General features: G+C 73.6%; 20 protein-coding genes. 14 read left to right on the top strand and 6 right to left on the bottom strand.

All coding sequences use genetic code 11. The annotated features are described in order from the left end of the window. The first annotated feature begins 58 nt into the window (after positions 1-58). Positions 59-2,203, top strand: a complete 2,145-nt coding sequence (locus tag OG245_RS34155) for an MMPL family transporter (protein ID WP_371627204.1) — start codon at positions 59-61, stop codon at positions 2,201-2,203. Here OG245_RS34155 and OG245_RS34150 read toward each other — a convergent pair. Next, on the bottom strand, positions 2,149-2,718 hold the full coding sequence (locus OG245_RS34150; protein WP_371627203.1) for a hypothetical protein: 570 nt from the start codon (positions 2,716-2,718) through the stop codon (positions 2,149-2,151). The two genes, OG245_RS34155 and OG245_RS34150, sit on opposite strands and share 55 nt — an antisense overlap. A 43-nt stretch (positions 2,719-2,761) precedes the next feature. Then, entirely contained in the window at positions 2,762-3,289 is a 528-nt protein-coding gene (locus tag OG245_RS34145) for a DoxX family protein (protein ID WP_371627202.1), read from the bottom strand. 201 nt (positions 3,290-3,490) lie between these two features. Here OG245_RS34145 and OG245_RS34140 point away from each other — a divergent pair, with 201 nt between their 5' ends. Both OG245_RS34140 and OG245_RS34135 read left to right on the top strand, forming a co-directional pair. Further along, the gene (locus OG245_RS34140; RefSeq protein WP_371627201.1) at positions 3,491-5,506 is read left to right on the top strand and encodes an FAD-dependent oxidoreductase; all 2,016 of its coding nucleotides are present in this window, start codon (positions 3,491-3,493) and stop codon (positions 5,504-5,506) included. An 88-nt stretch (positions 5,507-5,594) separates the two neighbouring features. Beyond that, a complete protein-coding gene (locus OG245_RS34135) occupies positions 5,595-6,125 on the top strand; it encodes a PadR family transcriptional regulator (protein ID WP_371627200.1) in 531 nt (176 codons plus the stop codon). 74 nt (positions 6,126-6,199) lie between these two features. Here OG245_RS34135 and OG245_RS34130 read toward each other — a convergent pair whose 3' ends face one another. Both OG245_RS34130 and OG245_RS34125 read right to left on the bottom strand, forming a co-directional pair. Continuing rightward, on the bottom strand, positions 6,200-7,186 hold the full coding sequence (locus OG245_RS34130) for a hypothetical protein (RefSeq protein ID WP_371627199.1): 987 nt from the start codon (positions 7,184-7,186) through the stop codon (positions 6,200-6,202). Beyond that, a complete protein-coding gene (locus tag OG245_RS34125; protein ID WP_371627198.1) occupies positions 7,183-8,157 on the bottom strand; it encodes a phosphatase PAP2 family protein in 975 nt (324 codons plus the stop codon). Before OG245_RS34125 ends, OG245_RS34130 begins: the two co-directional genes overlap by 4 nt. Positions 8,158-8,317: 160 nt before the next feature. On the opposite strand from OG245_RS34125, the gene OG245_RS34120 reads away from it, so the two are divergent. From OG245_RS34120 to vph, 11 genes are all read left to right on the top strand, one after another. Further along, positions 8,318-8,947, top strand: a complete 630-nt coding sequence (locus OG245_RS34120; RefSeq protein WP_371627197.1) for a TetR/AcrR family transcriptional regulator — start codon at positions 8,318-8,320, stop codon at positions 8,945-8,947. A gap of 277 nt (positions 8,948-9,224) precedes the next feature. Next, complete coding sequence (locus tag OG245_RS34115; protein ID WP_371627196.1) at positions 9,225-10,019, top strand: SDR family oxidoreductase; 795 nt, start codon at positions 9,225-9,227, stop codon at positions 10,017-10,019. A 57-nt stretch (positions 10,020-10,076) separates the two neighbouring features. Next, positions 10,077-11,090, top strand: a complete 1,014-nt coding sequence (locus OG245_RS34110; protein WP_371627195.1) for an SPFH domain-containing protein — start codon at positions 10,077-10,079, stop codon at positions 11,088-11,090. Beyond that, positions 11,087-11,986, top strand: coding sequence for a hypothetical protein (locus OG245_RS34105; protein WP_371627194.1), 900 nt, complete (start codon positions 11,087-11,089; stop codon positions 11,984-11,986). The genes OG245_RS34110 and OG245_RS34105 overlap by 4 nt, the downstream gene beginning before the upstream one ends. A 101-nt stretch (positions 11,987-12,087) precedes the next feature. Further along, entirely contained in the window at positions 12,088-12,588 is a 501-nt protein-coding gene (locus OG245_RS34100) for an NUDIX hydrolase (RefSeq protein ID WP_371627193.1), read from the top strand. A gap of 105 nt (positions 12,589-12,693) precedes the next feature. Then, a complete protein-coding gene (locus OG245_RS34095; protein ID WP_371627192.1) occupies positions 12,694-13,098 on the top strand; it encodes an SHOCT domain-containing protein in 405 nt (134 codons plus the stop codon). Between the two features lie 89 nt (positions 13,099-13,187). Beyond that, a complete protein-coding gene (locus tag OG245_RS34090) occupies positions 13,188-13,604 on the top strand; it encodes a hypothetical protein (protein ID WP_371627191.1) in 417 nt (138 codons plus the stop codon). Between the two features lie 130 nt (positions 13,605-13,734). Next, positions 13,735-14,268 (top strand): hypothetical protein, encoded by a 534-nt coding sequence (locus OG245_RS34085; protein ID WP_371627190.1) that lies wholly within the window; start codon positions 13,735-13,737, stop codon positions 14,266-14,268. A 59-nt stretch (positions 14,269-14,327) separates the two neighbouring features. Next, complete coding sequence (locus OG245_RS34080; protein ID WP_371627189.1) at positions 14,328-15,113, top strand: DsbA family protein; 786 nt, start codon at positions 14,328-14,330, stop codon at positions 15,111-15,113. Further along, on the top strand, positions 15,110-16,003 hold the full coding sequence (locus OG245_RS34075; RefSeq protein ID WP_371627188.1) for a cytochrome c biogenesis CcdA family protein: 894 nt from the start codon (positions 15,110-15,112) through the stop codon (positions 16,001-16,003). Before OG245_RS34080 ends, OG245_RS34075 begins: the two co-directional genes overlap by 4 nt. Positions 16,004-16,099: 96 nt before the next feature. Continuing rightward, a complete protein-coding gene (gene vph, locus OG245_RS34070) occupies positions 16,100-16,966 on the top strand; it encodes a viomycin phosphotransferase (protein WP_371628065.1) in 867 nt (288 codons plus the stop codon). 132 nt (positions 16,967-17,098) lie between these two features. On the opposite strand, the gene OG245_RS34065 is transcribed toward vph, so the two are convergent. Together OG245_RS34065 and OG245_RS34060 are read right to left on the bottom strand one after the other, a co-directional pair. After that, on the bottom strand, positions 17,099-18,220 hold the full coding sequence (locus OG245_RS34065; RefSeq protein WP_371627187.1) for a cytochrome P450: 1,122 nt from the start codon (positions 18,218-18,220) through the stop codon (positions 17,099-17,101). Further along, a complete protein-coding gene (locus OG245_RS34060) occupies positions 18,217-19,200 on the bottom strand; it encodes a class I SAM-dependent methyltransferase (protein WP_371627186.1) in 984 nt (327 codons plus the stop codon). Before OG245_RS34060 ends, OG245_RS34065 begins: the two co-directional genes overlap by 4 nt.

Here is a 19,200-nt window from a genome sequence, read left to right as displayed (position 1 = left end):
ATGTATTTCAACGATTGAGATTGTTCACCACTGAGATATCTCCACCCCCGGGAGAGACATGTCCACCCCTGCACGGTCGATCCGCTGGCTGATCCCCGTCGTGCTGCTGATCGCGTGGCTCGGCATCGGCGGCGGGCTCGGCCCGTACGCCGGGAAACTCGGCGAGGTCGCCACCAACGACCAGGCCGCCTTCCTGCCCCAGAACGCCGAGTCCACCCGAGTCATCGACGCGCAGAAGGCGTTCCAGCAGAACGAGACCCTGCCGGCCATCGTCGTCTGGACGTCGGCGGAGCAGGACGCGCCGGTGACCGACGAGCAGCGGGAGGCCGCCACCGGTGCCCTCGCCTCGCTCGCCGGGAGCGACGGCGTCGTCGGTACGCCTTCCCCCGCACTGCCCTCGAAGGACGGCCTCGCGCTCCAGGGCATCGTGCAGTTGAGCCCCTCTCTCGGGGACGAACTGCCGACGGTGCTGGAGAGGATCGATGAGGCGGGTGCGTCCGTGCCCGGCGCGACGGTCCAGCTGGCGGGGCCGGCGGCGAGCCAGGCCGACCTGTCCGACGCCTTCGCGGGCATCGACGGGCTGCTGCTCGGAGTCGCCCTGATCACGGTGCTCGTCATCCTGCTGCTGGTCTACCGCAGTGTGCTGCTGCCCTTCGTCATCATCCTGGGCGCCGTGTTCGCCCTGGCCCTGTCCTGTGCGATCGTCTACGTCCTCGCCGACCACGACATCGTGCGCGTGGACGGTCAGGTGCAGGGCATCCTGTCGATCCTGGTGATCGGCGCGGCGACGGACTACGCCCTGCTGCTCACCGCCCGGTTCCGGGAGGAACTCGCCGTCCACGGCGACCGGTTCACCGCGATGCGCGTCGCGCTGCGCGAGTCCTTCGGCCCGATCACGGCCAGCGCCGCGACGGTGGCCGCGGGGCTGCTCGCCCTGCTGCTCAGCGACCTCACCAACAACCGGGCCCTCGGACCGGTGGGCGCGATCGGCATCGTCTGCTCGGTCCTCAGCGCCCTCACCTTCCTGCCCGCCGCCCTGGTGCTGCTCGGCCGGAAGGCCTATTGGCCGGCGAAGCCCAAGCCCGCCGACGACAAGGTGTCCGGCGGCCACGGCATCTGGCACAAGGTCGCGGCTCTCGTCGACCGGGCGCCCCGCAAGGTGTGGGCGATCACCCTGGCGGCCCTGATCGCCTGTGCCGCGTTCGCCCCCACGCTCACCTCCAAGGGGGTTCCGCTCGACGAGATCTTCGTCAACGACGCCCCGTCCGTGGCCGCCCAGGAGACGCTGAGCGAGCACTTCCCCGGCGGTTCGGGCAATCCCGCGGTGATCATCGCCGCGGCGGACCGCCTGCCCGAGGTCACCGAGGCCGCCGAGCGCACCGAGGGAGTGGCCTCGGTCGCACCGGTGAGCGCGGGCGGGCGGCCGGGCGGCGAACCCCTCGTCGTCGACGGCAGGGTCCGCGTCGACGCGACCCTCAAGGACGCGGCCGACAGCGACGGAGCCAAGGAGGCGGTGGCCACGCTGCGCACCGCGGTCCACGCCGTGCCCGGTTCGGACGCCCTCGTCGGCGGCTACACCGCCCAGCAGTACGACACCCAGCGGACGGCGGAGGACGACCGCATGCTGATCGTGCCGGTGGTGCTGGCGATCATCCTGGTGATCCTGGTCTTCCTCCTGCGCTCACTGCTGATGCCGGTGCTGCTCGTGGCGACCGTGGCGCTGAACTTCCTCGCCACGCTGGGCATCTCCTCGCTGGTCTTCACCCATGTGTTCGGCTTCAGCGGCACGGATTCGTCGGTGCCGCTGTACGGGTTCGTGTTCCTGGTCGCCCTGGGCGTCGACTACAACATCTTCCTGATGTCCCGGGTCCGGGAGGAGTCGCTGCGCCACGGCACCAGGGAGGGCATCCTGCGCGGGCTCACCACGACCGGCGGGGTCATCACGTCGGCGGGCGTCGTCCTGGCGGCCACCTTCGCCGCGCTGGGCGTGATCCCGCTGGCGTTCCTGCTCCAGATCGCGTTCATCGTGGCCTTCGGCGTCCTGCTGGACACGCTGGTCGTCCGGTCGCTCCTCGTCCCGGCCCTGGTGCGGGACATCGGGCCGAAGGCGTGGTGGCCGGGCGCCCTGAGCCGGGAAGGGGCGGACGGTCAGCGCGGCACGGCCGTGGAAGCCGGGTCCGGGTCCGGGTCCGCGTCCCGGTAGGCGGCCAGGGCCCAGATGACGAAGATGTCCAGGGCGATGACGATCACCGACCAAAGGGGCGCGTACGGCAGGAAGAGGAAGTGCGCGAAGACGCTCAGGGAGGCGAAGAGGATGCCGGCCACCCGCGCCCAGCCCGCCCCCTTGAGCAGCGCGGCCCCGGTGACGGCCACGCAGACGCCGAGCACCAGGTGGATCCAGCCCCAGCCGGTGAGGCTGATCCGGTAGAGGTACTCGCCGACGTCGCCGTAGACGTCCCCGTCGGCGAGGGCCGCGACGCCCTCCAGGGCCGCCACCACGCCCTGGCAGACCATCAGGATCCCGGCGAAGAGCACACCGCCGGTCACCCAGAGGCTGTCCGGATCGGGCACCGGTGCGGGGCCGGCCGGGCCGTCGGCGCGCTGCCACGGCGCGTCCCCCTGCCCGGGTCCGGTCCGGGGCGCCTGCCCGAGGCCGGCCGGTGGGGGCGGGGTGTCGGGGCCGGACGGGTCGGCGGCACGGGAGGGGTCCTCGCTCATCGGGACTCCTCCCGCAGCCCGTCGGAGGAGAGGGCCTCGCTCATCAGGACTCCTCCTGCGGCCGGTCGGACTGCGCCTTCGTCCGCTTGCCGACGACCGCGGCCGCGGCGACCGCACTGCCCGCGAAGGCCAGCGCGACCATCCAGGCACGGTCGAAGACATGGCAGGTGGCGTGGTCCACGGAGTAGCGCCCGGGACCGGTCAGCCCGATGGCCGCCGCGGTGAAGCCGAGGAACGCCGGGTACTCGTAGCCGCCGCCCTGGGCGAAGAAGCCCGCCGGGGCGTGCACGGCCACCGCCCCGGCCATCGCGCCGGCGGCCGCCGCGCCCGCCGCCGGGGTGGCGAGGCCCAGGGCCAGCAGGACGCCGCCGCCCGCCTCGCCGAGCCCGGCGGCCACGGCGCTGTGCTTGGGCGGGTGGAATCCCATCGCCTCCATCGCGGCCGTGGTGCCCTGGATGCCTCCGCCGCCGAACCAGCCCGCCAGCTTCTGGCTACCGTGGGCGGCGAGCACCGCGCCGGTGCCGACGCGCAGGGCGAGCAGACCGAGATCACGCCGGTTGACGCAGACCATGAGGACTCCCGGGGTGAGGGGTTTCGGGTACGGACCCACTCTCGTCCGCGGGTGGCGGTCGGGCGCGGCCGAGTACGCCGTCCGTGGCACGGGCCGGGCGCCCCAAGGGAGGGGTGCGACACAGATCATTGTGCAACTTGTTGCATAAGCGCTCGGCGGTGGTCTACAACTGACCCGACGACCCTGTGCGGAGGAGACCCCATGAGCCTGTACCCGACCCTGCTGAGCCCCTTGGACCTCGGGTTCACGACCCTGCCCAACCGGGTGCTCATGGGATCGATGCACATCGGACTGGAGGAGGCCGAACGCGGCTTCGAGCGGATGGCCGCGTTCTACGCCGAGCGCGCCCGGGGCGGCGTCGGCCTCATGGTCACCGGCGGCATCGCCCCCAGCGAGCGGGCCTGTTCCTTTCCCGGCGGGGCCAAGATGACGACCGAGGCGGAGGCGGAGCAGCACCGGGAGATCACCTCGGCGGTGCACGCGGCGGGCGGCCGGATCGCCATGCAGATCCTGCACTTCGGGCGGTACGCGCACCACCCCGACCTGGTGGCGCCGAGCGCGCTCAAGGCCCCGATCAGCGGTTTCACCCCGAACGCGCTCACCGACGACCAGGTCGAGGAGACCATCGAGGAGTTCGTGCGCGCGGCCGGTCTCGCCCGCCTCGCGGGCTACGACGGCGTCGAGATCATGGGCTCCGAGGGCTATCTGATCAACGAGTTCATCGTCTCCGCGACCAATCACCGCACCGACCGCTGGGGCGGTAGCTACGAGAACCGCATGCGCCTGCCCGTCGAGATCGTGCGCCGGGTCCGCGAGCGGGTCGGCGACGACTTCATCCTGATCTACCGGCTCTCCATGCTGGACCTGGTGCCGGGCGGCTCGACGCTGGAGGAGGTCGTGACGCTGGCGAAGGAGATCGAGGCGGCGGGCGCGACGATCATCAACACCGGCATCGGCTGGCACGAGGCGCGGATCCCGACCATCGCCACCTCCGTGCCGCGCGGCGCGTTCAGCTGGGTCACCGAGAAGGTGCGCGGCGCGGTCTCCGTACCGCTGGTGACGAGCAACCGCATCAACACCCCCGAGGTCGCCGAGGAGATCCTCGCCTCCGGCCGGGCGGACCTGGTGTCGATGGCCCGCCCGTTCCTGGCCGACCCGGAGTTCGTCGCGAAGGCGGCGGCGGGCCGGGCGGACGCCATCAACACCTGCATCGGCTGCAACCAGGCCTGCCTGGACCACATCTTCAGCCTCCGGATCACCTCCTGTCTGGTCAATCCGCGCGCCTGCCACGAGACCGAGCTGGTCCTGAGCCCGACCCGGACCCGTAAGCGCGTCGCCGTGGTCGGCGCCGGCCCGGCGGGGCTCGCGTGCTCCGTGACGGCGGCCGAGCGGGGGCACGCGGTGACCCTGTTCGACACGGCGGACGAGATCGGCGGGCAGCTGAACGTGGCGCGCCGGGTGCCGGGCAAGGAGGAGTTCGACGAGACGCTGCGCTACTTCCGTACGCGGCTGGCCGAGCTGGACGTCGAGGTCCGCCTGTCCACCCGGGCCGACACCGGGACCCTGGACGGTTACGACGAGATCGTGCTCGCCACCGGCGTCGAGCCGCGCACCCCGGCGATCCCCGGCACGGACCACCCGAACGTCGTCAGCTATCTGGACGTGCTGCGCGACGGGGCGCCGGTCGGCGACCGGGTCGCGATCGTCGGCGCGGGCGGCATCGGCTTCGACGTCGCGGAGTTCCTGACCGACGGCGGTGACGGTGCGAGCCTGGACGCGGACACGTTCTTCCGCCAGTGGGGCGTCGACACCTCCTACGCGGAGCGCGGCGGGCTGCGCACGCCCGAGCGCCCCAGGTCGCCGCGCACGGTCCACCTGGTCCAGCGCAGGACCACCAAGGTCGGCGCGGGGCTCGGCAAGACGACGGGGTGGATCCACCGCACCGAACTGCGCCACCGGGGCGTCGAGATGATCGCCGGAGCCTCCTACGACCTCATCGACGACGAGGGCCTCCACCTCACCGTGGACGGCGAGCGCCGGGTGCTGCCGGTCGACACGGTGGTGCTGTGCGCGGGCCAGGAACCGCGCCGCGAGCTGTACGAGGAGCTGCGCGCGGGAGCCGTCCCGGTCCATCTGATCGGCGGCGCGGACGTGGCGGCCGAGCTGGACGCGAAGCGGGCCATCCGCCAGGGCACGGAGCTGGCCGCCGCGCTGTGAGCGACCGGGGTCCGGGGCGCCCGGGGTCCCGGACCCCGGCGAAAGGCCAGGCGCGCCCCGGTCTCCGTACGTCCTTAGGATGCACCCCATGTCACTGCCGCACGCCATTCTGACCGCTCTGCTGGAGAAGCCGTCCTCGGGTCTGGAACTGACCCGCAGGTTCGACCGGTCGATCGGCTACTTCTGGTCGTCGACCCACCAGCAGATCTATCGCGAGCTGGGAAAACTGGAGCAGGCCGGGCGGATCAGGGCGCTGCCCGCGGCGGTGCCGGCCCGGGGGCAGAAGAAGGAGTACGAGGTGCTGCCCGCGGGCCGCGAGGAACTGGCGGCGTGGGTGGCCCTCCCCGAGGATCCCCGGCCGGTCCGCGACCCGCTCCTGCTGCGGATGCGGGCGGCGGCAGTGGTCGGCGCGGATGGCATGGGCGCGGAACTGCGCCGCCATCTCGCGCTGCACGAAAGCCAGTTGGCTGAGTATCGGGAGATCGAGCGGCGGAACTTCACTCCAGCGCCGACGACCGACGAGGACCGGCTGCGGTATCTGGTGCTGCGCGGCGGCATCGACCTGGAGACGTTCTGGATCAGCTGGCTGACCCGGGCCATCGCCGACCTCGACGGCTGATCGGCCGAGCCGGACGGCCCGGTCGCCCCCGCTCCGCAGGGCGGCCCGGCCGACCGCTTCCGCTCCGCCGGCGGTCAGCCGCTCGCGTGCGCCGGGACCGACGCGGGGACGGGTGCGGGTTCCGGGACGCCCGCCGGGGGTGCGGGGTCCGCGCGCCGGGGGCTGCCGATGACGACCCGGGAGGGAACCCGGTCTCCCGGCACGGGAACCCCGGGCGGGGCGGCCGGGTCCGTGTTCCGCGCCTGGGCCCGGCTGAGGAGGATCACCCCGCGCACGGCCGCCGCCGCACCGAGGAGGGCGAGCACCAGGCTGACCGGCCCGCCCTGGAGACGCTCGCCGAGCAGGGCCAGGCCGATCGCGGCGGCGGCGACCGGGTTGGCGAGGGTGACCACGGCGAGCGGTGCGCCGAGCCCGCCCCGGTACGCGGTCTGGGACAGCAGCAGGCCGCCCATCGCGAAGGCGGAGACGAGCAGCGCCACCGTGAGCAGCCGCCAGCTGAACAGCGGGCCGCCGGAGTGGTCGGTGACCGCGACGGTGAGGGTCTGGGTGAGCGCGGACGCGACCCCGGAGGTGATCCCGGAGGCCGCCGCGTGCCGCAGCCCCGGGCGGGCCCCGGGCCTGCCGAGGCCGGCGACGACCGCCATGGTCGCCGCGCCCACGCCCAGCGCCTCGGGAAGGCTGAGGGTCTCGTGGGGCGCGGAGCCGCCCGCGGTCAGGAGCAGCGCGCCGAGGCCGAGCAGGGTCAGGGCCGTGCCGCGCCACTCGGCGCGGCCGACCCGGCGCCCGGCGGCGCGCGCCCCGAGCGGGACGGCGACGACGAGGGTGAGCGCGCCCAGTGGCTGGACGAGGGTGAGCGGGCCGTAGTTGAGCGCGGCGACGTGCAGCAGCGCTCCCCCGGCGTTGAGGCCGACCGCCGACCACCAGGCGCCACGGCCCAGCAGGCGCAGGACTCCGGTGGACGGGTCGGTGCGGCCGGCGAGCCGGGACTGCGCCACGGCGGCGGCCGCGTAGGCGCCGGCCGAGACGAGGGAGAGCGCGACGGCGAGCAGCGTGGCGTTCATCGCACCGCTCCGGCCCGGGCGGGCGCCCGTGATCCGGCATCCGCGCCGGTGGTGGCGGGCCCGGAGGCCCCGAAGGACGGCGGCACACCGGCCGCCGCGAAGCTCCCGGGCCCGGTGACGGACCCGGCGGACCCCGCCGGGACGGCCGAAGCGACGTCCCTGGGCCTCGCGCCACCCGCGTACGCCGGTACGGCAGACCCGTCGTCGCTCCCCCACCCCAGCGGCCGGGCGGGATCGGTCCGGGCGGACAGCGGCAGCCGGAAGACGGCGAGGGCGACGGCGAGCATCGCCGCGACGACGATCGCGTCGAGCCAGTAGTGGTTGGCCGTGCCCACGACGACGAGCAGCGTCAGCGCCGGGTGCAGCAGCCACAGCAGGCGCCACCGGGAACGGGTGGCGAGGATCAGCCCGACCGCGACCATCACGGCCCATCCGACGTGCAGCGAGGGCATCGCGGCGAACTGGTTCGCCATCGTGTCGGTCGCGGGCGTCTGTCCGTACACCGTCGGGCCGTAGAGCTGGCCGGTGTCGACGAGTCCGGCGACCGGCAGCATCCGGGGCGGGGCCAGCGGGAACAGCAGGTGCAGGGCCAGGGCGGCGGCGGTGAGCGCGGCGAGCACGCGGCGCGACCGGACGTAGTGGCGGGGCCGGCGCCAGTAGAGCCAGACCAGGAAGAGGGCCGTGGCCGGGAAGTGCACGGCGGCGTAGTAGGTGTTCGCCGCGTGGATCAGGGGCTGGCTGTGCAGCAGCAGCCCCTGGACCGCGCCCTCGCCGGGAAGGTGCAGGGCGCGTTCGAGGTCCCAGACGTTCCCCGCGTTGCGGAACGCCTCCTCGACATGACCGTTGGCGGCGCGGCGGCCGAACTTGTAGGCCAGGAAGAGTCCGGCCACGAGAAGGAACTCGCGGACGAGGGGCGGTCGGGCACGTATGTCCGGCTCCTGGTCCGTGGGCTCGGTGCGGGCGTAGGTCACCCGGTGCCCCCTTGGATGCGAAGCGGTGCAGGGACGGCCCGGTCAGATCCACGCCGTATCGATACGCCAGTGTACCGATACGGCGACGTATCGGTACACGCGCGTATCGGTACACTGGCGTATCGAGAACCTCACCGCACCGCCGCAGGAGGTACAGCCCATGCCGTCGCCCGATTCCGCGCAGGAGTCAGCCCTCACGTCCCGCCGGTCGAAAATCACACCGGAGCGGGCGCAGGAGCTCTACGCGGCGGTGCTGGAGCTGCTGCGGGAGAGCGGTTACGAATCGCTGACCATGGAGGGCGTCGCCTCCCGCACCCGGTGCGGGAAGTCGACGCTGTACCGGCAGTGGGGCTCCAAGCCGGAGCTGGTCGTGGCCGCGCTGCACGGCACCCGGCGGATGCGGCTCCCGAACATCGACACCGGGACGCTGGCCGGGGACCTACTGGAGGCCGCGCGGACGATCGGCGAGGCCTCGGGGAGCGACACGCCGCTGATGCACGCCCTCAGCCACGCCGCGCTCCAGAGCCCGGAGCTGCTGTGCGCGCTGCGCGAGGCGCTGATCCTGCCGGAGATCGCGGCGATCGACACGATGGTCCGGCGGGGCCAGGAGCGCGGCGAGATCGCGGCGGACCTCCCGGGGGCGGAGTTCGTCGCGGCCCAGCTGCTCGGCGTGATGCGCGCCCGGCCACTGCTGGAGGGGCGTTACGCCGACGCGGCCTATCTGACCCGGTTCGTCGAGATGGCGATCCTCCCGAGCCTCGGACTCACGGCGGGAGCGCCGGAGTCCTGACAGACGTGGACCGCCCGCCCCAGCGGATGGGCGGCGGCCCACCCGCGCCGCACCGTGGGGACGGGGGCGGCGCACCGCCCGGCCGGCCGGTGACCTCTGCGGAGGCCACCGGCCGCCCGTGTGTCCGGACCTCCGTCCGCGCGCCCGCCCCTCACGGTCCGCCCCCCTTCTCCACGGCCCACCCCCTGGTCGATCTAACAAGCGCTTGGTAGATTTCGACGGGCGGGCACGGGGGCGCGCCCCGGCGAAGCTCCGGAAGCAGGGCGAAGGGCGGACCATGGACCAGTCCCACGCGATGGACCTCACCGGGCGGGCGGTCCTGGTCACCGGCGGCACCAGGGGCCTCGGGGCCGCGCTGGCGAGAGCCTTCCTCGCGAGCGGCGCGGACGTCATGATCTGCGGGCGCGGCACCCCGGACGCACCGCCGTCGACGGGCGGGCGCGCCGCCTCGTTCCGGGCCGCGGACCTGCGGGATCCCGCGGCGGCGGCGGATCTCGTCCGTGCGACCGCCGAGCGGTTCGGCCGGCTGGACGTGCTCGTGAACAACGCGGGCGGCTCCCCGGACGCCGACGCGGCGACCGTTTCGCCGCGCTTCGTCGAGAAGGTGGTCGCGCTCAACCTCCTCGCGCCCTTCTACACGGCCCAGGCGGCGAACCTGGTGATGCGGGAGCAGCCGGACGGCGGGTGCGTGATCAACATCGGCAGCGTCTCCGCCCACGACCCGCAACCGGGCACCGCCGCCTACACCGCGGCCAAGGCGGGACTCTTGGGGCTGACCCGGGCGCTGGCCCTCGAATGGGCGCCGCGGGTCCGGGTCAACCACATCACCGCGGGCCCCATCCGCACCGAGAACGCCACCGCGCTGTACGGCGACGACGACGGGGCCGCGGTGGCGGAGACCGTCCCGATGGGGCGACTGGCGGAACCGGACGACGTGGCACGGGCCTGCCTCTGGCTGGCCTGCGGCCTCTCCTCGTACGTCAACGGCGCCGACCTCGCCGTGCACGGGGGCGGCGGGATCCCGGCCAGGCATGCGACCCGCCGGACCCGAGCCCCCTTTTCGTCACCTTGACTCTATTGGCCCCGATCCCTTATCGTCGCAATGACGAGATCCAAGGGGGTTCCCATCATGGCCGACATCACCCGGCGCTTCGGCTGGCGCCATCTGCGCTCCGCGCCCACCGCCCACATCCGCCACCACAAGCGCGGCCGGCTCGCCCACGACGGCCAGGGGCTCAGCTTCTGGTACCGGTCGCTGTCGGCGGCGCTCTCCGAAGTGCCGGTCGACGACCGGGAGCTGGCCATGGCGTTCCACGCCCGTACGGCCGACTTCCAGGACGTCACCGTCCAGGCCACCGTCACCTACCGGATCAGCGATCCGGCCGAGGCGGCGAACCGGCTCGACTTCTCCGTGGACCCGGACACCGGGAGCTGGCGCGGCGCGCCGCTGGAACAGATCGCCACCCTCCTCACCGAGACCGCGCAGCAGCACACACTGGACGTGCTGGCCCGCACCCCGCTCGCGGCGGCCCTGGTCGACGGCGTCGCGTCCGTACGCGAACGGGTCGCCACCGGTCTCACCGCCGAGCCCCGCCTCCCGGCCACCGGCATCGACGTGGTGGCCGTGCGCGTCGTCGCGATCCGCCCCGAGGCCGAGGTCGAGCGTGCCCTGCGCACCCCGGCCCGCGAGCAGATCCAGCAGGAGGCGGACCGGGCCACCTACGAACGCCGGGCCGTGGCCGTCGAGCGCGAACGCGCCATCGCCGAGAACGAGCTGGCCAGCCAGATCGAACTGGCCCGCCGCGAGGAGCAGTTGGTCGAGCAGCGCGGCACGAACGCCCGCCGCGAGGCCGAGGAGAAGGCCGCGGCCGACGGCGTACGGACCGAGGCGGAGGCGGCCCGCACGGTGCGGCTGGCCCGCGCGGAGGCCGAGGCGGCGCGCGGGACGGGCGCGGCGCGGGCCGAGGCCCAGGCCGCCTGGCTGCGGGTGCACGGCGAGGCCGATCCGGCCACGCTGCACGCCCTGGCGGCGACCCGGCTCGCGGAGAACCTGCCGCGCGTCGAGAGCATCACCCTCTCCCCCGACGTCCTCACCGGCCTGCTCGCCAGGCTCGGCCGCCCCGAGGGCGGGGCGGGCGCGTGAGCCTGGCGCCCCGGGCGGTGCTCGTCCACCGGCGGACGGAGTACGAGGAACTGCTCGCCCGGCACGGGACGCACGGACAGGCCGCGTTCTTCCTGTCCAGCCGGGGTCGCTCGATCGACGAGGTGGCCCGCCGGCACGAGGACACCCGGCAGGCGCTGCGGGAGGTGGCGGCGGCGGTGCCGCTCACCTGGCGCAGCTCCCGGGTGGAGCGGGCGGACCTGGACCGCTTCCTGTTCGCCCCGGAGGACGTGGTGGTCGTGGTCGGTCAGGACGGGCTGGTCGCCAACACCGCGAAGTACCTGTCCGGGCAGCCGGTGGTGGGCATCGACACCGACCCGGGGCGCAACCCCGGCGTCCTGGTCCGTCACCGTCACGCCGACGCGGCAGGGCTGCTGCGCGCCGCGACCGCCGCGGGAGGGAGTGCCGAGGAGCTGACGATGGTCGAGGCCGTGGCCGACGACACGCAGCGACTCGTCGCCCTGAACGAGATCTACCTCGGGCCGCCCGGCCACCAGACGGCCCGCTACCGCCTGGGCCCCGACGGCGAGAGCGACCCGGGCGAGGCCCAGGCCTCCTCCGGGGTGCTGGTCGGCACCGGCACGGGCGCCACCGGCTGGCTGCGTTCGCTGTGGCTGGAGCGCGGCGGCGCCCTGCCGCTGCCCGCGCCGTGCGACCCGCGCCTCCTGTGGTTCGTCCGCGAGGCCTGGCCCTCCCCGGCCACCGGGACGTCCAGGGTGGCGGGCGACCTGGGGCGCGGGCAGGGGCTGCGGCTGACCGTGGAGTCGGACCGGGTCGTGGTCTTCGGGGACGGGATGGAGTCCGACGCCCTGGAGCTGACCTGGGGTCAGAGCGTACGGCTCGGCATCGCGCAGAGGTCGCTGCGCCTGGTGACGTGAGCACGCCCGTCCCACCGCACCGGCCCACGGCCACCGCGGGCGCCCCGGCGGCTTCGCTACGGTGGTCCGCACCCGGCACCGGAGAGCGGAGAACCAGCACCATGTCAGCCGAACCTGTCACCGAGCCCGCCCGCAACACCCGTCCGCCCACGGCGCAGGCGGCCCTCGGGGTCGGCGTGATCGTCGAGGACGGCCGGGGCCGCGTGCTGCTGGGCCGGCACCACAGCGGCACGTGGGAGCTGCCGGGCGGGAAGGTCGACGCGACGCACGAGTCGATCGCCGCGGCGGCCGCCCGGGAGCTGCGCGAGGAGACGGGCCTGGTGGTCGACGAGAGGGCCGTGGACGTCGTCGCGATGGTCCACGACGTGATCGGCGGGATCAACCGCGTCAGCATGGCGGCCGTCGTCCGGCTCGCCTCCGGCGTCCCCGAGGTGACCGAACCGCACCTGATCAGCGCCTGGCGGTGGACCGCGCCCGAGGAACTGCCGGCCCCGCTGTTCGACCCGTCGGCACAGATCCTCGCGGCGTGGCGACCGGAACTGGGCATCACCCACCCGCCCGCGCACATGCTGCGGATCGCCCCGGACGGGAACCGCGCCTGACGGACCGCCCCCGCGCCGGCACGCGCCTCCCTCACACGTACGGATGCGGACCAATCGGACCCAATGTATGAATGAGGGACCATCCGTGCGATAGGGAGTAGGCCCATGGACGACTACCCGCTCCTGGAAGTCTTTCTGACCATGCTGTACCTGTTCCTCTGGGTCATGTGGTTCTTCCTGCTGTTCAAGGTCGTCACCGACCTGTTCCGGGACCACTCGCTGAACGGCTGGGCCAAGGCGGGCTGGCTGGTCCTCGTCATCCTGCTGCCGTACCTGGGCGTACTGATCTACCTGATCGTCCGCGGTCGCAGCATGCACGAACGCGACGAGAAGCTGGCCAAGGACTCGGAGGCCGCGTTCCGCAACTACGTGCGCGAGGCCGCGGCGAGCCAGGGCGGATCCGGTGGCAGCGACCACGTGAAGGATCTGGCGAAACTCGCCGAACTCAGGGACAAGGGCGCGCTCAACCCCGAGGAGTACGAGCGGGCGAAGGCGAAGCTGCTCGCCTGAGGCCCTGCTCCGGCCCTCCCTCTCGCCTTTCAGCCTCGGACGAGGGCGAGGGTGAGGGCCGGAGTGCTGCTCGGGTGTTCTATCGTGGGGTGACCTTCGAGGAAGAGCAGGCGCACATGAGGCGAGCGACGACCCCCGCGGCGGCCACCGTCGCGCAGCGCGGTCTGCTCGTGCTCCTGGTGGCCGTGGTCGGCCTGCTCTGTCTGCTCGGCCGCCCCTCGTCGCAGGACGCGCCCCCTTCCGACCGGACGTCCGTGTCGCAGGCGGCCGCGGCTACCGCCCTCCAGCCCTCGGCCGACGAGGGTTCCACTCCGTGCGGCAAGAAACTGGTGGTCGCCGAGGACGTCGCGCCGCGCTCCGACGCTGCCGCGGGGTCCCTCCCGGCGGCCGGTTCGCAGCAGTGGACGGACGGCCCCGTGCCGACGGCCGGCTCGGGCGCCTCGTTCTGCCGCGGCGGCCCCGCGCCACCTCATCCCGTCACCACGTTCTCCATTCTGCGGATGTAGGCCGGCCCCAGGGCTGTCCGACCACTCCCGCCTGCCTCAGGGACGCCCTGCGGGCGACGACGGGACCGGTCGGACAGGCCCTGGCGGTCGCGTCCTTGATCTCTTCCCTTCCGGAAACGGAGACTTCCGCATGTCCTCTTCCCGGCGTTCCTTGAGCCGGGCGGGTGAGGCGCTGCGCGCGTGGCGGACCAGGCAGTGGCTGGTGGCGGGGCTCGGCGCCCTGGCCACGGCCGTCGCCGTCGGCGTGCCCACCGATGTGGTGCCCACCCCCCTGTTCGGCCGCTCGGTCCCGGTGCAGTGGTGGAACTATCCCGCCCTCGCCCTCACCGCTGTCCTGGCCGGCCTCGTGCTGAGCACGTACGTCCGCCCGCCGGCCCCGGCCCCGGCCCCGACCGCTTCCCCGGCCCTGCCCCCGGCCACGCAACCTCCCGGGACCGTCCGGGACGGCCGTATGGGGGCCGTCGGCGGTGTGCTGTCGTTCTTCGCCGTGGGCTGCCCCGTGTGCAACAAGCTCGTGCTCGTCCTCCTCGGGTCGTCCGGTGCGCTGAGCTACTGGGCGCCCCTGCAGCCGCTGATCGCCGTCGCCTCCGTCGCCCTGCTCGCGGAAGCGGCGCTGCGCCGCCTCTCCGCCCAGAGCCGGTGCGCGGTCACGGCCTCCGCCTGACCTCCGCGGCCGGCTCCCTCTCCCTTCCTCGCCCGTCTCATCACCACCAGAGGCATTCCATGACCGCATCACCGACCGCATCACCCTCCTCGCCCTCCCGCCGCACCCGCCTCGCCCGCCTCGCCCGCCGCACCCGCCGAAAGACCTACGCGGCCGGAGCACTCCTTCTGGCCGCCGTGGCCACCGCGGCCTTCGCGCTGACGCTCGACGGCTCCGACGACGACCGCGATCCCGGCGCGCGGGGAGACACCTCGGTGGAGTCCGCCGCCGTACCCGGCCCCGCACCGGCCGACGAGAGCCTGCTCGCGCTCGCCCGACGGGACGCGTCCGACGCGCTCGCGGTCGGCCGGGCCGACGCGCCGGTGGTGATGATCGAGTACTCGGACTTCCAGTGCCCCTTCTGCGGCCGGTTCGCCCGCGAGACCAAGCCCGAACTGCTGCGCCACTACGTCGACAAGGGCATCCTGCGCATCGAGTGGCGCAACTTCCCCGTCTTCGGCGAGGAGTCCCGGCAGGCGGCGCTGGCCGGATGGGCCGCCGGCCGCCAGAAGAAGTTCTGGGAGTTCCACGACGTGGTCTACGCCGAGCCCCGGGAGCGTAACTCCGGCGAGTTCAGCGCTGACCGGCTGGCCGCCATGGCACGCGAGGCCGGAGTCCCGGACCTCGCGAAGTTCCGCTCGGACATGGCGTCCGACCAGGCGCGCGAAGCCGTCGAGAAGGACCAGGACGAAGGATTCGGCCTGGGCGTCAGCAGCACGCCCGCCTTCCTCGTGAACGGCAAGCCCATTCTGGGAGCCCAGCCGACGGACACCTTCAAGGACGCCGTCGAGGCGGCGGCGCGATGAGCGACGTCGGCCTGGCCATGGCGTTCCTCGGCGGGCTGCTGGCCCTGCTCAGCCCGTGCAGCGCACTGCTGCTGCCGGCGTTCTTCGCCTACTCGTTCACCAGCCGTACGCGGCTGGTGGCGAGGACCGGCGTGTTCTACGCCGGCCTGTGCACGACGCTGGTCCCTCTCGGGGTGGCCGGTTCGTTCGCCAGCCGCCTCTTCTACGGGCACCGCGACGTGCTGGTCGCGGTGGGCGGGTGGACGCTGATCGTACTCGGCGTCGCGCAGGTCGCCGGCTTCGGGTTCGGCTCCCGGCGGCTGGCGCGGGCGGCGGGGAAGCGGCGCTCGGGCTCGTCCCTGTCCGTGTTCGCGCTGGGGGCGGTGTACGGGCTGGCGGGTTTCTGCGCGGGGCCGATCCTCGGCGGCATCCTGACCGTCGCGGCCGTGGACGGCGACCCCGTGCACGGCGGCGTGCTGCTCGCGGTGTACGCCCTCGGCATGGCGGTCCCCGTGTTCGCGCTGGCCCTGTTGTGGGACCGATTCGACCTCGGGCGCAGGCGTTGGCCGCGGGGCCGGGTGTTCAGGGCGGGCCCGCTGTCGCTGCACAGCACGACGACCGTGGGCGGAGCCCTGTTCGTGGTCCTCGGGGTGGTCTTCCTGGCGTTCGACGGCACGTCGGCGCTGCCCTCGCTGCTGAGCACCGAGACCGAGTTCGCGTGGGAGGAACGCCTGTCCGCGCTCGGCGGGACGGTCTCCGACCGCCTGCTGCTGCTGGTGCTGGCCGGGGTGGCCGCCCTCGTCGCGGCCGTCGTGCTGGTACGCGGCACGTCGCGTCGGCGGGATGCGGAGGAGCAGGAGGAACATGAGGAGGCGGTGCCGCCCGATCCGGAGCCGACGGCGACCCGCTGACGGTGACGGGACCGCACACAGAAGGAGAGGGCGCGGTGCCTGCAAGAACACCTGCGTCGAGAGCCCGCGAAAGCCTGAGAAGGGGAGAGTTCGCCCATCATGGAGATCATGGAGACGCACCGCGACCTGTTGGCCCGCCTGCTGCCCGATGACAAGGAGGACGAACTCGCGCTCCATCAGGGACAGTTCCACCACGTGGTCGTCGGCTCGGAGCGCGTGGTGTGCTTCGCCCGCACCGAGGCCGCCGCGGCGCGGCTGCCCGCGCGGGCAGCCGTCCTGCACGCCCTCGCCGGGCTCGACCTCGGCTTCCGCACTCCGCGCCCGCTCGCCCGGGGCGGTGACCCTGACGCGGACGAACCGCCCCACCTGGTGCTGAGCCGGATCCCCGGGGCGCCCTTGGAGGACGATGCGCTGGAGCGCCCCGAGGTCGCCGAGGCGGCGGCCGAACAGTACGCCGGACTCCTCTCCGGGCTCATCGCCGCGGGCACGGACGAGAGCGTCCGGGCCGCGCTGCCGGCGGCACCGGAGAACCAGTGGCAGACCTTCGCGGCGGATGTGCGCGCCGAGCTGTTCCCGCTGATGTCCGACCACGGCCGCGAGCGCGCCGGGCGTGAACTCGCCGCGCTCGACGGCCTTCCCCCGCTCACCTCCGCAGTGGTGCACGGCGACCTCGGCGGCGAGAACGTCCTGTGGGAGCTCTCCGACGGTGTGCCGCGCGTCAGCGGCGTCATCGACTGGGACGAGGTCGCTCTGGGCGACCCCGCCGAGGATCTGGCGGCCGTAGAAGCCAGCTACGGGGAGGAGTTGCTGAACCGGGTGCTGACGCTCGGCGGTTGGAACGACGGTCCGACGGCCCGGCGGATCACCGCGATCCGCGGCACCTTCGCCCTCCAGCAGGCCCTCTACGCCCAGCGTGACGGCGACGAGGAGGAGTTGACGGACGGCCTCGTCGGCTACCGGTAGATCCGGCTCTCCGGGGACCACCTCTTCCCGGACAGGGTGGACAACGGATCGTGGAAGGGGCGGCGCGGAGTGACGTAACCGAGCGGACAGCCCATGATCGCGTACCGGAGCTCCTGCGCCTCGTGAGCCGGCTCATCGAGGGGTGAAGGTGACCGGGAGGGCCCGGGGGCCGCGGAACGTCGGGGCGTAGTCCCAGTCGACCTCGGCGCTCGGGAGCTCCAGGGTCAGGTCCGGCAGGCGGCCGAACAACGTGGTGATCGCGATCTCCGTCTCCAGCCTCACCAGATGGCTGCCCAGGCAGGTGTGCGCGCCGTGGCCGAACGCCAGGTGCGGGCGGGCGTCACGGGTGAGGTCCAGGGCGCCGGGGTCGGGGAACCGGTTCGGGTCGCGGTTCGCCGCCGCCAGCGACAGGAGCACCACGTCGCCCTCTTCCACGCGGGCGTCCGCGATCGTCATGTCCTCGCGTGCGTACCGGTACTCCGCCACGTGCGACGGCGAGTCCAGGCGCAGCAGCTCGTTGATCGCCCGGGACCAGTCGAGGTCGCCGCCGAGCAGGGCGGCTCGCCGGCCGGGGTCGCCGAGCAGGTGCAGGGCGGTGGTGCCGAGGAACTGGATCGTGGTGATGTGACCGGCGCCGATCAGCGTCATGACCATCACCTCCAGCTCGTCGCCGGTCAGCGCGCCCGACTCGATCAACCGGGTCGGCAGGTCGTCCCCCGGGTGCGTCCGCTTGTAGGCCACCAGCCTGCGGACGTAACCCAGCACCTCGGCCAGTTTCGCCTCGTCACGCGGCTGCTGGAACTTCGCGCGGTACCACATGTCCAGCACGTCGGCGGCGGGCGCCCGCTCGGCTTCCGGGACGCCGAGCAGGTCGTGCATGACGGCGACCGGGACCTCCCGGGTGTATTCGGCGACGAGGTCCGCGCGCCCCCGCCCGGCGAACGACTCGACGGCGCGGGCGCAGGTCCGGGCGGTGCGGTCGCGCAGGCGGGACACCGCGGCGGGGGTGAACGCCGCGGCGACGAGCCGGCGCAGCCGGGTGTGTCCGGGATCGTCCAGGTTGGACAGACCGGGCGGACGCGGGTCGGGGCCGACCGGGGCGCGGCTGCCCAGGCGGCGGTCCGCGAGGCAGGCGCGGACGTCGTCGTACCGGGTCACCAGCCACATCCGGCCCGGGACGTGCGGGCCGTCGACCGGGCAGACCGGGTCGTGCTCGCGCAGCCAGGCGTAGCCCGGGTACGGGTCGGCGGTCACGATGGCCGGCCGGCGATCAGCAGCTTCTCCAGCGGGGACGCGGCGAGCGGCACGACCCGCGACTCGGTGAGCCCGGCCTCGCCCAGCCAGGCCGCGAGGTCGGTGTAGCGGTGCACGCCGCCGGCGTGGCCCTGCCACAGGGTCAGGTCGAACATGCCGAGGAACCCGGTCGCGGCCGGGCCCAGCCCGGCCGGCGGTTCCCGGTCGTGGTCGAGGATGGCGATGCTTCCCGTGGGGGACAGCGATCGCGCCGCTCGCCGGAACAGCTCGCGGCACTCCTCGGGGCGGTGGCCGTGCAGGACGTTGAACAGCAGCACCAGGTCGTGCCCGGAGCCCAGGTCGTCGGTGAGGTAGTCGCCCGCCCGCACCGTGACCCGGTCCGGCGGGGCGTCCTCACGGAGGGCGGTGATCGTCTCGGGCAGGTCGAAGACGGTGACCCGCACCTCCGGGCGACGGCGGCACAGTTCGACGGTGTGGTCGCCGTGGCCGCCTCCGATGTCCAGGACGGTCGCCGCGGGAGGCAGCGCGGCGGCGATGTCGTCGGCCAGGTCCGCGGCGGCGCCGGCGAGCATCCGGCGCAGCCGGGCCGCGGTGGCGGGGCGCTCGCGCAGCCAGGTGTAGAAGCCGCGGCGGGGCGTGCCGGTACGGATGGTGTCCTCGATGTCGGCCCAGTGCTCGAACAGGACCTCGTGCCAGAACAGTTCGGCGTCCACCGGGCCGGGCGGCGCGGCGGTCGTGACCCCGTCCTCGTCGTGCCGCAGGTAGCCGAAGGTCACCAGGACGTTCACCAGGCTGCGCACCCCCGCCGGGTCACCGCCGATCGTGGTGGCCAGCTCCTCGACGGAGCGCGGGCCGGCTTCCAGCGCGGTGAACACCCCGAGCCGGACACCGGCGATCATGGCCCGGTACCCGGCCGCGCCGAGCCGGTCCAGTACCGGAGCCGGGACACCGGAGAGTTCTTGGGGCAAGGGCAAGGGCAT

This window comes from Streptomyces sp. NBC_01116 (genome assembly GCF_041435495.1).
Taxonomy (GTDB): domain Bacteria; phylum Actinomycetota; class Actinomycetes; order Streptomycetales; family Streptomycetaceae; genus Streptomyces.
Note: the sequence above shows the minus strand (reverse complement) of the source record. Positions and strands in the feature narration are given on the sequence as shown.